The organism is Gordonia sp. B8661-1, assembly GCF_059427765.1.
Genome location: NZ_JCAHRL010000006.1, coordinates 83,270 through 97,016, shown reverse-complemented (window position 1 = coordinate 97,016; position 13,747 = coordinate 83,270). Strand labels below are relative to the sequence as shown.

At 66.1% G+C, this 13,747-nt stretch carries 12 protein-coding genes; 4 read left to right on the top strand and 8 right to left on the bottom strand.

Annotation, left to right across the window (positions count from 1 at the left end):
* Window positions 1-84: 84 nt before the first annotated feature.
* Window positions 85-489, top strand: coding sequence for a nuclear transport factor 2 family protein (locus AC4JJG_RS13795; protein ID WP_495398323.1), 405 nt, complete (start codon window positions 85-87; stop codon window positions 487-489).
* A 12-nt stretch (window positions 490-501) separates the two neighbouring features.
* Here AC4JJG_RS13795 and AC4JJG_RS13790 read toward each other — a convergent pair whose 3' ends face one another.
* Window positions 502-1,182, bottom strand: coding sequence for an SDR family oxidoreductase (locus AC4JJG_RS13790; RefSeq protein WP_495398324.1), 681 nt, complete (start codon window positions 1,180-1,182; stop codon window positions 502-504).
* A 53-nt stretch (window positions 1,183-1,235) separates the two neighbouring features.
* Here AC4JJG_RS13790 and ggh point away from each other — a divergent pair, with 53 nt between their 5' ends.
* Window positions 1,236-2,576 (top strand): glucosylglycerate hydrolase, encoded by a 1,341-nt coding sequence (gene ggh, locus AC4JJG_RS13785; RefSeq protein WP_495398325.1) that lies wholly within the window; start codon window positions 1,236-1,238, stop codon window positions 2,574-2,576.
* Between the two features lie 18 nt (window positions 2,577-2,594).
* Here ggh and AC4JJG_RS13780 read toward each other — a convergent pair whose 3' ends face one another.
* Both AC4JJG_RS13780 and AC4JJG_RS13775 read right to left on the bottom strand, forming a co-directional pair.
* Window positions 2,595-3,887, bottom strand: coding sequence for an MFS transporter (locus AC4JJG_RS13780; protein ID WP_495398326.1), 1,293 nt, complete (start codon window positions 3,885-3,887; stop codon window positions 2,595-2,597).
* Window positions 3,884-4,369: a MarR family winged helix-turn-helix transcriptional regulator gene (locus AC4JJG_RS13775; protein ID WP_495398327.1), complete on the bottom strand. Its 486-nt coding sequence runs from the start codon at window positions 4,367-4,369 to the stop codon at window positions 3,884-3,886. The genes AC4JJG_RS13780 and AC4JJG_RS13775 overlap by 4 nt, the downstream gene beginning before the upstream one ends.
* Window positions 4,370-4,441: 72 nt before the next feature.
* Between AC4JJG_RS13775 and AC4JJG_RS13770 the strand changes: the two genes are divergently transcribed.
* Window positions 4,442-4,660, top strand: a complete 219-nt coding sequence (locus AC4JJG_RS13770; protein WP_495398328.1) for a PLDc N-terminal domain-containing protein — start codon at window positions 4,442-4,444, stop codon at window positions 4,658-4,660.
* A gap of 12 nt (window positions 4,661-4,672) precedes the next feature.
* Here AC4JJG_RS13770 and AC4JJG_RS13765 read toward each other — a convergent pair whose 3' ends face one another.
* Window positions 4,673-6,757 carry a PhoX family protein gene (locus AC4JJG_RS13765; protein ID WP_495398329.1) on the bottom strand — a complete coding sequence of 695 codons (2,085 nt, stop codon included), beginning with the start codon at window positions 6,755-6,757 and terminating at the stop codon, window positions 4,673-4,675.
* Between the two features lie 498 nt (window positions 6,758-7,255).
* Here AC4JJG_RS13765 and AC4JJG_RS13760 point away from each other — a divergent pair, with 498 nt between their 5' ends.
* A complete protein-coding gene (locus AC4JJG_RS13760; RefSeq protein ID WP_495398330.1) occupies window positions 7,256-8,665 on the top strand; it encodes a carotenoid oxygenase family protein in 1,410 nt (469 codons plus the stop codon).
* Window positions 8,666-8,670: 5 nt separating this feature from the next.
* Here the strand turns inward: AC4JJG_RS13760 and AC4JJG_RS13755 are convergent, their stop codons facing one another.
* The 4 genes from AC4JJG_RS13755 to AC4JJG_RS13740 all read right to left on the bottom strand — a co-directional run bounded on the left by AC4JJG_RS13755 (window position 8,671) and on the right by AC4JJG_RS13740 (window position 13,738).
* A complete protein-coding gene (locus AC4JJG_RS13755; RefSeq protein WP_495398332.1) occupies window positions 8,671-9,555 on the bottom strand; it encodes an alpha/beta fold hydrolase in 885 nt (294 codons plus the stop codon).
* Between the two features lie 32 nt (window positions 9,556-9,587).
* Window positions 9,588-11,114, bottom strand: a complete 1,527-nt coding sequence (locus AC4JJG_RS13750) for an HNH endonuclease signature motif containing protein (RefSeq protein ID WP_495398333.1) — start codon at window positions 11,112-11,114, stop codon at window positions 9,588-9,590.
* 97 nt (window positions 11,115-11,211) lie between these two features.
* Window positions 11,212-11,697, bottom strand: a complete 486-nt coding sequence (locus tag AC4JJG_RS13745; protein WP_495398334.1) for a DinB family protein — start codon at window positions 11,695-11,697, stop codon at window positions 11,212-11,214.
* 13 nt (window positions 11,698-11,710) lie between these two features.
* Window positions 11,711-13,738 carry a TPM domain-containing protein gene (locus AC4JJG_RS13740; protein ID WP_495398336.1) on the bottom strand — a complete coding sequence of 676 codons (2,028 nt, stop codon included), beginning with the start codon at window positions 13,736-13,738 and terminating at the stop codon, window positions 11,711-11,713.
* Window positions 13,739-13,747 lie beyond the last annotated feature (9 nt).

Genomic DNA, 13,747 nt, shown 5'->3' with positions numbered 1-13,747 from the left:
GAGAACCTGTTGCGGGCCGATCGTCGGTGCTACGGTGCGTGAGACACTCGAACTAGAACTTGTTCTAACTTTGAAAGGGCCACGATGACTGCCGACCAGGACACCGCAACCCAGGACTCTCTCGCCGACAAGATCGCCGCGGCCGTGGAGGCCTACGTCGAGTACCTCACGTCCGGCACCGCGGAGCAGATCGCCGATCTGTACGCCGACGGTGCCACCGTCGAGGACCCCATCGGAGCGGACGTCCGCAACACCCGTGAGCAGCTCGTCGAGTTCTACTCGATCATCACGAACATGGACGAACGCTCCGCGAGCCTGCGGTGGAAGAAGGTCGCGGGTGACACCGCGGTGTTCGAGTTCACCCTGGTGACCAAGACCTCCGGTCTGGCCTTCGAGATCACCCCGATCGACATCATGGTCTTCGACGAGTCCGGCAAGATCACCTCGATGCGCGCCGTCTGGCAGCAGAGCGACCTCAAGCAGATCTAGGCCGTCCGGGACCTAGCGACGACCGGTGGGGCGCAGCACGATCTCCTCGGGGTGCGCATCCGCCGGTGTGGCGATGGCCTGGGCGACAGCGCGCGCCACCGTGTCGGGTGACAGGAATCGTCGCGGATCGTAATCGTCGCCCTCGATGGCGACGATGTCCTGCTGCATGTCGGTGTCGATACGTCCCGGGAAGATCGACGTCACGCGCAACGACGGTTCTTCGCCTCGCAAACCATCCGCGAGGGCACGCAGGCCGAACTTGCTTGCCGCGTAAGGGGTCCAGCCCGGATTTACGCGCTTGCCGGCCCCGGAGTTGATGAAGACCACATGTCCCGAGGCCTGCCGGAGCGCCGGGAGCACGAGTCTCGTCAGTTCGGCCGCGGCGATCAGGTTGATCTCCAGGACGTGCTGCCACTCCTCGACGGGGGTGTCGGCGATCGGCTCCAGACTGCTGGCCACACCGGCGCTGTGCACCAGCACGTCGAGTTCGCTGATGGCCTCCGTGGCCGCGGCCACCTCGTCGTAGTCGGTGAGTTCGACGGCGAAGGTGCTCGCCCCGTCGAGTTCGGTGGCCAGGGCGTCGAGCTCGGCCGACGGCCGTCCGCCGAGCAGCAGGTCATGGGTGGGTGCGAGCTGCCGGGCGATGGCCGCGCCGACGCCGCGGCTGGCTCCGGTGATCAAAGCGGTGGGCACGTGTGCAGCCTAGTGGTTGCGCGGTTTCCGGGTGGGCGAGGCAGAATCGACGCGTGGCGCGCTATGGATTCACCCCGACGCAATTATCCGCACGTGCGGCGTACCTGCTGCGCGGCAACGATCTGGGTTCGATGACCAGCGCCGCGCCGAAGCTGTACCCGCACATGTGGAGCTGGGATGCGGCCTTCGTGACGGTGGGACTGGCGCCGCTGTCGGTGGAGCGCGCGGTGATGGAGATGGACACTCTGCTCTCCGCGCAGTGGGCAAACGGCATGATTCCGCACATCGTCTTCTCGAACGATCGCGACGGGTACTTCCCCGGGCCGGCGCGATGGGAGTGCTCGAAGCTGGCGGCCGACGCGCCGGACGGGACGGATACCTCCGGTATCACCCAACCGCCGGTCCATGCCATTGCCGTGCAACGGATTCTGGATCACTCGCGACGGCACGGACGCACCACCCGCGCGGTCGCCAACGAGTTCATCGACCGGCGCTGGGGCGACCTCGTCCGGTGGCACCGCTGGCTGGCCCATGCCCGCGACCCGCAGGGGCGCGGCCGGATCACGCTGTTCCACGGATGGGAATCCGGTATGGACAACTCGCCGCGGTGGGACCGGCCGTACGCGAATGTGGTTCCGGGTGAGGATCTTCCGGCCTACCAGCGTGCCGACCTGGCGCACGTCCCGGATATGTCGATGCGGCCCACCGATCTGGAATACGACCGCTATCTGTGGCTGCTCGAGCAGATGAAGCGCGTCCACTACGACGACGATCGCCTGCCCGAGGTGATGAGTTTCGCGGTCGAGGACGTCTTCGTCAGTGCGATCTTCTCGACGGCCTGCGACGTGCTCGCCACCATCGGCGAGGATTACTCGAAACCGCGCTCCGACATTCGTGATCTACGGGCATGGGCCGAACGGTTCCGGGCGGGCGTTCTCGCCGCCACCAACGAACGCAACGGGGCGGCAAGGGATTTCGATATCCGGGGGAATACCTGGATCGACACCGAGACGATCGCGGTCTTCGCTCCGCTGCTCTGCGGTGGACTGCCGCGCGATCGTGAGAGGGCACTCCTGCGTCTCTTCGACGGCCCGCGTTTCTGTGGGCACCCCGATCTCCGGTACGCGGTACCGCCGTCGACCTCGCCGATCTCCGCCGATTTCAAACCGCTCGAATACTGGCGTGGACCGGTCTGGCCGGTGATGACCTGGTTGTTCAGTTGGGCCTTCGCCCGTCGGGGCTGGACGGAACGCGCTGCCCGGCTGCGGGAGGAGGGACTCCGTCAGGCCACCGACGGCGCCTTCGCCGAATACTATGAGCCGTTCACCGGGGAACCGCTGGGCAGTATGCAGCAAAGCTGGACTGCCGCAGCGGTTCTCGACTGGCTCGACTGATCCGGACGGGTTCCCGGCTCAGTACTCCTCGGCGCCGATGAGTGCGGCATCGTCGGGAACCTCATCGGTGTCGGCGGCCGGATTCCGGACGAAGGACACCACGATCACCGCCACCACGCAGTACGCGACGGCGAACCAGAACGGAGCCGCCACCGATCCGAACCAGTCGGCGAGATGGGCGACGAGGACGGCCGAGATCGCCGCACCCATCCACCGGAGGAAGCTGTACCCCGCGCTGGACACCGACCGCGGCGTGGAGCCGTCGCCGGATGCCATGGCGACACCGGTGAACAACGTGTTCAGAATGCCCGACGGGACACCGGATGCGATGACGGCGAAACCGATCAGACCGACGTTGCCGACCACGACTCCGACGGCGGCGATGGCCATCACCACCGCGTACAACGTGATGGCGGTGACGACACCGCCCTTCTGCCCGATCCGGCCGGCGAGCCTCGGTGCGACGAAGACCCCGGCGAGCGCGGTCAGCAGACCCCAGCCGAAGAACACCAATCCCGCGTAGATCGGGCGCAATCCCATGGCGATGGGCGCCCATGCGATGACGGTGAACAGTGCGCCGGTGTAGAACGCCGAGCCGATGGAGGTGATGAGCAGTGTCCGGTCGGCGAGCGCCTTGATCGGATCGAGAATGCGGACCGGCACGCGTGCGGTCGCCGGACCGTCTGCGGGAAGCATTGCCGCACACAGGATCGCGCCGATGAGCATCAGTAGTGCGGTACCGCCGAAGGGTGCGCGCCAGGTCCATTCGCCGAGGACGGCACCGAGCAACGGACCGACTGCGAGACCCACGCCGAGCGCGGCCTCGTACAGGATGATGGCGCCGTGTCGGCTGCCAGTGGCGGCCGAGACGATGAATGCGAGGGCCGTCGCGATGAAGAGTGCATTGCCCAGACCCCAGATGACGCGCAGTGCGATCAGCTGGTCGATGTTGTCGGCGAACGCCGAGATCCCCGCCGCGATGACGATGAGGCCGAGGCCCACCGTCAACGTCCGCTTCGGCCCGAAACGGTATGCGGCCCAACCGGTCAGGAGCATCGCCACACACTGCACACCGACGTACACGCCGAACAGCAGGGTGAGCTTCTCCGGCGGCGCGTTGAGCGCGGCGGCGATGCTGTTCAGGATCGGGTCGACGAGACCGATCCCCATGAAGGCGATGACGGCGGCGAATGCGGTCACCCAGACGGTGCGGGGCTGCTGACGGAAATTCTGCATCAGTCCGCCGTCGGTGTGCTCGTCGGCCGGGGCCGCGGTCGAGGTGGTGGTGGACTGGTCGTCGAGTGCGGTCATGCGAGGTCTTCTGTCCGGTTCGGGGTGATGGTCAGACGCGGTGGGCGTTCGTCGATCTGCCTGCGCAGCGCCCGTAGGGCGGGAGCGGCCGCCGCGAGTGCGGCCTGTTCCGCGGCCGAGAGCTGTTCCAGCGCGTTGGTCAGGATGTGGTCCCGTTCGCCACGCACTCGGTCGAGGACGTCACGGCCGTGGGCGGTCATCGCAACCACCACGGCGCGGCGGTCCGCGGGATCCGGCCGTCGTTCGACGAGGCCGTTGCGGGCGAGACCGTCGACCAGCGCCGTCGCGGTGGGCATGCGGATGGACTCGCGGTCGGCGAGCTCACCCATCCGCATCGGGCCGTGGTCGACGAGCACCGATAGTGCCGACGCCTGGGCGGCTGTGTACTCCTTGGTCGGAGCGTGTCGACGTAATGCCAGGTACAGGCGGGTCAAGTCGGGCCGCAGGGCGGCCGCGAGTTCGAACAACTCATCTGTGGGCATGTTCGAAAGGCTAATACTTAGGACTTCGAAGTATCAACCGATGGGAGTGTGACTCCCGCTACTCTTGCTGTCATGCCGAAGAAGCATTTCGCCGAACTCCCCACCCGGTCCCGCGCCGCCATCATCGCGGGCGCCACCGTCCAACTGGGGTTGCAGGCTGCTGCGTTACGGGACATCAAGCAGCGGCCCGCCGCGCAGATCAACGGCCCGAAGAAGCTCTGGGTCGCACTCAGCTTCGTGAACTTCTTCGGGCCGATCGCCTACTTCGTCGCGGGCCGTAGGGCGGGCTGACCCGCCCGACGATCACACGCCGATCGGCTTGCCGTCCTCGCGCCAGACCGCGACGACCGAGGGACGTGGCTGTGACGTACCGCCGTCGGGCCAGTGCGACGCAGGGTTGTCGGCGGAGTGATCGTCCTCCTCACCCGGATGCTGCACGCACACGATCACGCGGTTCTCCCCGATGATGGGGCCGCACGTCTCCGCGCCCTTGGGTACCGTCAGGAACTGCTTCGTCTCGCCGCGCCGGTCGCCGTCGAGCGCCACCGCGAACAGTCCGTCGTTGCTGTCGAGGGCGTTGCCGTCGGTGGAGATCCACAGGTTGCCGTGCGGGTCGAAGGCGACGTTGTCCGGGCAGGAGATCGGACTGACCTTGGTCTTGTCGAAGCCGCCGTAGTAGGTGTCGGCCTCGGCCGGGTCACCGCAGACCAGCAGTAGCTCCCAGGTGAGGTCGGTGCCGGCGTGATCGTCGGTGATCTCGATGATCTGGCCGTTCTTGTTCTCGTTGCGCGGGTTCGCCTCGTCTGCGGCGGCCTTGCCCTCCGTGCCGCGCTTGCTGTTGTTCGTCAGTGCGCAGTACACCTTGCCGGTCTTCGGATGCGGCTCGATGTCCTCGGGGCGGTCCATCTTGGTGGCGCCGGCCTTGTCGGCGGCCAACCGGGTGTAGACCGCGACCTCGTCCGGCGACATGCCCTCGACATGCGACTGGGCCTTGCCGTTGCCGTCGACGGTCAGCAGTCGATGCCAGGTGCCCTTGCCGGCGAAAGTGCCTGAGGGCGGGAGCTTTCCGGAGCCGTCGATCGCATCGGGTTCATTGCCGTTGAACGAGGCGACGTACAGCGTGCCCTCGTTCAGGATGCCCATGTTGTGTGCCCGAGCGGTCGCCGAGAGTCCGGACTTCATCTTCCGCGTGGACACGAATTTGTAGATGTACTCGAAGCGTTCGTCGTCACCCGTGTAGGCGACGACCGTGCCGTCCGGCGTCACGTGAATGGTCGCGGACTCATGCTTGAGCCGTCCGAGAGCGCTGTGCTTGATGGGCTTCGACTTCGGGTCGTGCGGATCGACCTCGACGACCCAGCCGAAGCGGTTGGCCTCGTTGGGTTCCTGTGCCAGATCGAATCGCTTCTCGTAGCGACCCCACTGGTGTTCGTCCTCGTCGTCGGCGAAGCTGTAACGCTCAAGGCCCTCTTTCGCTTTCGCGTCGGTGACCTTGCCCGCGTTGCTGAAGTAGTTGTTGAAGTTCTCCTCGCCGGAGAGCATGGTGCCCCACGGCGTGAGGCCGCCCGAGCAGTTCGCGATGGTGCCCAGCGGCGTGGTGCCCTCCGGGTCATAGGAGGTCTTCACCAGCGGGCTGCCGGCGGCCGGACCGACCAGCGTGTGCGGAGTGCTCGCGGTGATACGCCGATTACGCGGCCCGACAACGGGCTTGAGTGCACCCGACCCACTTTCGCCGGCCACCTCGACGACCGTGATGCCGTGCGCGGCCATCGCGATCCGGGCCTGCTGTTCGGTCGGCTCCTTCGGCTTGTAACCGGTGAACATGAATTCCTCGGTGGTGTACTCCTGGTTGCACACGAGGTAGAAGCGGTTCGGTACACCCTCCACCGGGATCAAGCCGGCGAAGTCGTTGTTGAACCCGAATTGCCCGGCCTGGGCCTCCGGCGTCTGGTTGGCGAAGTCGAAGGCCGGGGCGCCGGGCAGAACCGGATCACCCCAGCGGATCACGACCTGCTGGCGGTAACCGGGCGGAATAACCACGGCGTCTTCGGTATTCGGCGCTACGCTGGCGAACTTCATGCCCGGGCCGGCCTCGGGACCGGGGGCGGGCCGCGAGGAGGACGAGGCCCCGCCGGTCGAGCCGCTGTCACCGCATGCGGCGAGAACCGACGTCGCACCGAGCGCCACCGCGGCACCGGCCGACGAACGCAGAACCGCACGACGGCTCACCTGAGCGCGCACCACATCACGGAAGTACTCGTTGGAGCTGGTGTTACCCGGCTCGTGCCAGCATGCTTCGCCGCACTTGTAGCGACACGTCACACGGGCTCGCGCGGAACGACCGACATCGTCGCCTGCGGACGTGAACAGTTGCAGCGGTATACGCATGCCGAATCCTCCCGGGCTGATGGGCTGTGCAGGAGGATGACATTAGGGGTGCCCCGGAAAGCGTTGCCAATCGGGAAGTGAACAGCGGGTGACGCGCTGATGTCTCGACCACGCTCACCCTTCCGGCGGTTGCCGCCGGGAGATTGTCGTCGCCGGACAGCGGTGGTCAGACGACTACCGCGTGACGGCCGAAGGTGCTGCTGCACTGTCGGATTGGGGACTACCCGATCGTTTGTTGCGGCGCGATTCCCGCTTGCGGTACTGCGTTGACTGGACCGAGCAGGCACACCACCTTGCCGGCCCGCAGGGAGCGGCGCTGGCCGCAGGCCTTTTCGACAGAGGCTGGATCGCGCGGCACAGTCGCGCGAAGTGTGGTCGTCACCGATACGGGTGCGCTCGAACTCTCGTTGTAGGCGAGTTCGGATCGGGTCTTGTGCATCCGCACACACCGCTCTACTATCGGGAAACGAATGTAGTCAGATTCTCGGGGGAGTTGACATGACGAGTGTTGAACAAGCGATTCTCGAGCCCGCGGTAGGTGAGTACGAGGACGTGGTCATCGAGGACATCGCAGGCCGGATACCGGATGATCTGGCCGGCACGCTGTACCGGAACGGTCCGGTGCGGTGGGAGGCAGGCGGATTCCGTGCCGGACACCTGTTCGACGGCGATGGCATGCTGAGCAAGTTCACCTTTCGCAACGGCGAGCTGATCTACCGGAACAGATATGTCCGGACACCGAAGTACCTGGCGGAGGAGCGTGGACAGGGTGGCACGGTGCGTGGGCTGGGATCCGAACGTGCCGGAGGCCCCTTGGCGAATGCCGGTCGCAGACCTGCGGACCGCGCGAACACCACTGCGATGTATCACGCCGACGAACTACTGGCTCTCAGCGATGACGGACGGCCTTGGCGTATCGAGCCGACGACGCTGGAAACGCTGGGACGCCAGAACTTTGGCGGCGTACTGAAGCCGTGGAGTACGTTCTCACCGCACCCGAAGATCGATCCGCGCACGGGTGAGATGTTCAACTTCGGTCTCAGTGTTTCGCGGAGGCCAAGGCCGGGAGCGTTTGCCGCTTTGCGTTGCTATCGGCGTGATCCGGGGGGAGAGATGTCGATGATCACGTCGGTGGACGTGCCACACCTGTACATCAATCATGACTTCGGTTTGACGCAACGCTATCTCGTGTTCCTGTTGGATCCGTTGTACATCGGGCATCCGGTCTCGATGGGGCTAGGCCTCATCGACGCCAACTCGGCGACGGTGTACGACAGGGAGTTGGGCACCCGGATCCTGTTGGTCCCGAGGGATGGGGGTCGGGCCCGGGTGATTGAGACGGAGGCGATCACCAAGGTGCATGTGAACAATGCGTTCGATGACGGTGAGGATGTTGTCATCGATGTTGTGCGATACGACGATTGGGATGCGCTGTCCGACATGCTCACCGATTTCCGCGGGCAGACGGCGTCGCCGGGCGGGGTCAGCTGCCGGGTACGGATACGTGCCGACGGAACAGTGTCCGCCGAAGATCGGTGCGAGCTGCTCTGTGAGTTCCCGATGCATGACTGGCGCCGGACGACGCAGGACTACCGCTACTCCTATCTCGTGCACGGTCGGGGTGAGAGTGCAGCAATTATCAAGCTGGACAACGACTCCGGTGCCGTCGAGGCGCACCACTTCGATGCGCGCGACTTTCCGGGCGAGCCCGTCTTCGTGCCGCGCACCGGATCGGCCTGCGAGGATGACGGCTGGTTGCTGGCGCTCAATTACGATCACGCCCGACACCGCACCGCTTTGGTCGTCCTCGATGCGCGACGACTCGATGCGGGGCCGGTTGCTGTTGCGACGCTGCCACACCACTTCATGCCGGGCTTCCATGGCATGTTCACCCGAGATGTCCGCTGAGGCATTCAGTCGGAGCTGTTCCAGAACCGGACGAGTGCCGGACCGAATGTCTCCTTCTCCTGCATCGGAAGTGAGTGGGTGGCGTCCGGCCAGACGGTGATGGTCGCCGCGGGCAGTAGGGCGCGGAGGCGATCGGCGGACGCCTGGCCTCCGGCCAGTGGGGAGCGGCCGGCGAGGTCGACTCGGACCGGCATGGGTAGCCGCCGCCACTGGTCGTCGGTGAGCCGTCGCGGGGTGGGCAGGGAGGCGCTGTAGCCGCTCGACGCGGCATCGATCATCTCGGATATCGGCGAGCGCGACAGGACCTCGTCGATGCCGGTCCCGCCGATCCTGGCGAGCGCCAGGTCTTTGACCGACTGGGGTAGGGGCAGCAGAGTCAGCGTCGCCCAGAACATGCCGGAGAGAGGGATTCGCCGGATGACCGCAACTGGCTCGACGAGTGTGAGGGACGTGACGAGAGTCGGCTTCTCGACGGCGAGAAGTGCGGCAGTGGCACCGCCGAAACTGTGACCGACGATGTGGGCCTCGTCGATGCCGAGGGCGGCCATCAGGTCGGCAATCCAGGTGGCCTGGTCCGTCGGCGCGGTGAGTGGCGTTCGTTGCGTGGACATTCCGGCGTCGCCGAGTGGGTCGAGCGCGTAGATGGGGCGTTGCCCGATCCAGTCGGGAAGGTTCTCCGCCCACATCGGTGCGCCTGAGCTGCGTCCCGGCATCAGCAGGACGGGCTTCAACTCCGACGGGCCGGGCCAGTGCAGGACATGCACCGTCCCATGCGGGATGTCCACATCGACCTCGGCGGGTGGTTGGCGTAGCTCGGCCAGTACCGCGCGGTAGGCGGCTACGTACCGTGCGCGCGCCTCGGCCGATCGCCAGCGTCCGACTGTGGGCATGCTGCCACCTCCCGACTCGGATCTGACTGTACTCACGCATCTGCCTGCTCCGTGGTGCGAAAGATGACGTCGGTGCGGCTTCTTCGACGGGAGGTCAGAACTTCTCGGAATGCGATCTCGGTTCGGGATGCGGAGGTCGGTGGTGGTTGTTGCCGGCTTCTCAGGAGTTCGTCGACGAGGTGGATGTGGTTGGTCCGCGACTTGTCGGGCGGAACTCCGTCGGTTGTGTTGCGGGTCCATCCGTAGCGTCCGCGGTCGGGGCCGGTGCGGATCTTGATGGTCGACAACTGTCCGGTCTTCGGTCCGACGAGCCGGTTGTGTGGCGGGCATGCCGGAGCCATCGCGTTGACGTCGGTACGACCGCCGTCGGTCCAATCCTGTTCGGCGTGATGCATCTCGGTGTGGGAGAACGGTCGCGGACAACCCGGAACTGAACACCCGCCGTACTGCACGAAACCCATGAACCTCTGGGCCTGATTCGCCAACCGTTTGGCTCGACCGAGATACAAGGGTTCATTGGTGTGGTCGGCGAACACCGCCAGGTACATCTGCGATTCGGCCGCCAGCTTGATCACATCACCGATGGGCAGATCGGCGCCGGTGGTGGTGTGTCCGAGTCCAGCGCGTTCACGGAGCTCGCTCTCGGTGATCTTGATGATCAGATGCGGCGGTAGCCCACGATGGGACTTGCCGAGCACACCACCATCGAGAGCGCACCGCAGTAAGGCTTTGAACGCGTCGTGCTGGCGTTCGGCTGCACCACGCGAATCCCGTTGTGCCGCTTCCTTCACCCGTTCCGGATCTGCCTCGTCGACATGCCCGACCGGCGACTGATCGTCGTCAGGGTTGTTCATCCCGGGTGCCGCCCAGGCGGCCATCACTACGTCGAGCATCGCTCGGGTCTCGGGATCCAGATAGCCGACGATCTTTGACATCTGCTGCACATCGGGATCGAGCACCGACAATCGGCGGCGTCGTTTGCGATCCCGCTCGTCGGACAGCGAACCGTCCGGATCGAGGTGCGCGAGAATGCGTGCTCCGACTTGTCGGATGCTTTTGGGCGTCAACTCTCGTGCGTATTCGGCAAGCGCCGACTCGGCAGTCTCGCGGTCCTCGACCGATACCGCCGCCGGCAGTTTCTTCATCACGTCCAGCACCGCACCGACATGATCGGGGTTGATCGCGCCTTCGGCCAAAGCGGCTGCGGTGTCCGGGCATTCGGGTTCTTTCACCTCGCCCTGCAGCGTATAGGTGGGCATCAACGCCCCCATCGCATCCATGCGACGGCGGAAATCGGTGATGCGAAGCCGCGTAAACATGAAGTCCTGCACCGAACGACAGCCTGCCGACCTGTGGGCGGCACGATCGGACACATCCATCACCCGCCGATGCCCAGCGAAGGCCATGCGCCGATACAACCGTTCATGCGTCTCAGCGAGGCCCACAAGCTCGGCTTCCGAACATGACTGGGAGGATTCGACGATGATCTCGTCGAGCAGCATCTCCAGCTGCTCATACTTGGCCACCAACCCTGGTGATAGTTCAACCGATGCGGTCATATGGTCCACCCCCCGATGCCATGACCTGCGAATAACACCACAGTATCGAACACCCGTTCGATTGTCAACTCGCCGAGGTGGTGCCCATCGCGCGCACCTACGTGTGCTCGTCGGCCAGAATCTGCTCGACGAGGATGTCGGCGTGACCGGCATGGCGAGCGAGTTCCTCGATCATGTGCAGCAGAATCGAATAGAGCGACACCTCCGCACCGTGATGATTGAGCACGGTGTCCGACAATCCGAAATCGGCTGTGATGGTGCGGGATACCTCATATGCGGCACGCAATTCGGCGACGACGTCGTCCAGCGTCTCCGAGGAGCGGACGGTGAAGCTCGCACGTCCGGCCTTCGCGGGGCCGTCGCATTCGGCGAACGGCCGACCGGCGAGGATGTGCTGAAACCAGAATCGCTCAACTGCGGCAACGTGTTTGAGCAGACCGATGGGGGTCGTCGCGGACGGCACCAGCCGACTGCGGGACTGAGCATCGTCGAGCCTGACGACGCTGTCGATCAGCGCGGCGCGGTTCCGGTCGACGATCGCTTCGAGTGCGGCACGCTCCACATCGGTCCCCGGATCCGGCATGGCCGATGCCCGGTCAGAATCGTCCGCCGACGCCGATGCGTCCGGAACTGCTGGAACCGCCGAAGGATCCGGGGCTGCGGCCGCCACTGGAGTACCCGCCTCCCCCGAATCCACCGCCGAAGCCGCCTCCGAACCCTCCACCCCGCATACCGCCGCGGAGGAAACTGTCGACCAGAATGCCGGTGAGAACGGCACCCCCGGTCGACGGCCGGCGGGGTTGCTGCGACGACTGCCACTGGGCGACATCCCCCTGGGCGGCCATCAACGCCTCGTCGGCGAGAGTGCCTGCCCGGCGCGCGGTTTCGGCCGCGCCGGTGGGATCGCCCGTGGATGCCGCGTTCGCCTCGCCGAGCAGGCGCTGCGCCTCGGACAGCCGTGTGCGTGCGACGGATTGCACCGCACCGCGTCGGGTGGCGATGAAATCGGCTGCGGCCGTGACCTTTGCCTGCGCCGACGTGAGGGCCGCGGTGAGCAGTTCCGCGCGTCGGGTCCGTTCGGCCGAGGCCGACTTCGCCGAGGCGAGCGCATCGTCCAGCGCCGCGTCCGCATCCATGAGTGAGGTATAGGTGCCCAGCGGATCGTCGGTGCCGGCGCGAGCGGCAGCGACGGCCTCGGTGGCGGCGGCGACCGCGGTTGCCAACTCCGGACCGCCGTCGTCGCTCAGCTGCGCGGCCTCGGCCAGTTCCCCGTCGATCTCCTCGATCAGCGCGGGCGTCCGGGTGTGCGCGGCAGCGATGTCGCGGTCGGCGTTGTCGATCGCATCGAGCAACTTCGTCGCCTGCGCGATGGCGCCCTCGGCCGATCGGATGGATGCGACCGCGGGGCCCTGTTCCCCCGCGGGCGCGGCGGCGGCCTCGCGCCCCTGGTCGGCGCTGCGTTCAGCGAAGTCGACCTGTTCGGTCGCGAGTGTCACGTTGTGGGCGATGGATTCGATGGTCTCAGCGCCGTGCTTGGCGGTCAGGGCGTCGAGACGCTCCTGCGAACCCTCGAGCCGTGCCCGCAGGGCCACCAGTGACTGTGTGAGTGCGGCCAGTCGCGAGTCGGCATTGATCAACAGGTTCCGCATCGCGTCGAAGTTCTCGACCTGGGCGTCGAGGGCCTGATCGGCGTCGGTGCAGGTGGTGATGATCTGCAGCAGCATGCGGCGCTGTTCGTCCGGCGTCTCCGGGATGTCGTCGTCGAGCCGCTGCCGCACCGCGAAGGACTCCGCGAGCGCCTGCTTCGCAGCGCTGAGCGCATCCGTGAACGGCGCCGTCTCGGCCTCACCGAACTCGCCGATCGCCAGTTGCAGTTCTTCCTCACTGGTGCGGATCGCGTTGTCCGTGTCGGTCAGCACCTCGCGTGACCACGGGTCGAGAACCTCCAGGGGTGCGGCCGCGAGCTGATCACCGGTGAAGGCCTCCTCCCGCATGGCTTCGACACCCGATTCGACCCGGCGACGCCGGCGACTGCGCGTGTAGAGCAGTGCCCCGGCACCGCCCACGATTGCCGCACCACCGACGCCCGCAGCGGTGTAGGCCAGCGTGTGCGACGGCTGCATTGCGCCGCTCAATCCCGAGATCGCGGCCTCCGCGGCACCGGCCCAACTTCCCGACTTCAACTGCGGAACGATGTCGCTGCGGCCGATGTCCTCGACCTCGGACCGGCTGAGTTCGTCGAAGGAACTCGGCGCATCGAAGTAATACGCGCGGTCATCGGTCGCCACGGCCAGCAGGACGTCGCGATCACCGAGATCGCTGGCCTGGATGGTCTGCTGCGCCCACCGTTCGGCACCGAGACCGTTGAAGTTGCGCACAAAGGTGACCCACAGCTGCACCTCGTGCTCGGAGTACAGCTGATCGATCTGGGCCTGCAGGCGATCTCGTTGGCCGGCAGTCAATACGCCGGCGGAATCCATGACCTGACTCGGCAGCCGTGTCGCAGGCTCGGCCGATGCCCCACCCGCGCCGAACGGCACGATCAGGGCGAGCAGCGACAACGCCAGCGCCGCCAGCATGGCAGCGGGTTTCCGTGGATGCGGTAGCCGAGCACTCAGGGACATGCCACCCAA

What these genes read in the sequence shown, in the direction of transcription:
- AC4JJG_RS13765 (WP_495398329.1), bottom strand. Translation starts at nt 6,757, where the DNA reads ATGCGTATACCGCTGCAACTGTTCACGTCCGCAGGCGACGATGTCGGT.
- AC4JJG_RS13745 (WP_495398334.1), bottom strand. Translation starts at nt 11,697, where the DNA reads ATGCCGGATCCGGGGACCGATGTGGAGCGTGCCGCACTCGAAGCGATC.
- AC4JJG_RS13795 (WP_495398323.1), top strand. Translation starts at nt 85, where the DNA reads ATGACTGCCGACCAGGACACCGCAACCCAGGACTCTCTCGCCGACAAG.
- AC4JJG_RS13775 (WP_495398327.1), bottom strand. Translation starts at nt 4,369, where the DNA reads ATGCCCACAGATGAGTTGTTCGAACTCGCGGCCGCCCTGCGGCCCGAC.
- AC4JJG_RS13740 (WP_495398336.1), bottom strand. Translation starts at nt 13,738, where the DNA reads ATGTCCCTGAGTGCTCGGCTACCGCATCCACGGAAACCCGCTGCCATG.
- AC4JJG_RS13780 (WP_495398326.1), bottom strand. Translation starts at nt 3,887, where the DNA reads ATGACCGCACTCGACGACCAGTCCACCACCACCTCGACCGCGGCCCCG.
- AC4JJG_RS13770 (WP_495398328.1), top strand. Translation starts at nt 4,442, where the DNA reads ATGCCGAAGAAGCATTTCGCCGAACTCCCCACCCGGTCCCGCGCCGCC.
- AC4JJG_RS13750 (WP_495398333.1), bottom strand. Translation starts at nt 11,114, where the DNA reads ATGACCGCATCGGTTGAACTATCACCAGGGTTGGTGGCCAAGTATGAG.
- AC4JJG_RS13760 (WP_495398330.1), top strand. Translation starts at nt 7,256, where the DNA reads ATGACGAGTGTTGAACAAGCGATTCTCGAGCCCGCGGTAGGTGAGTAC.
- AC4JJG_RS13755 (WP_495398332.1), bottom strand. Translation starts at nt 9,555, where the DNA reads ATGCCCACAGTCGGACGCTGGCGATCGGCCGAGGCGCGCGCACGGTAC.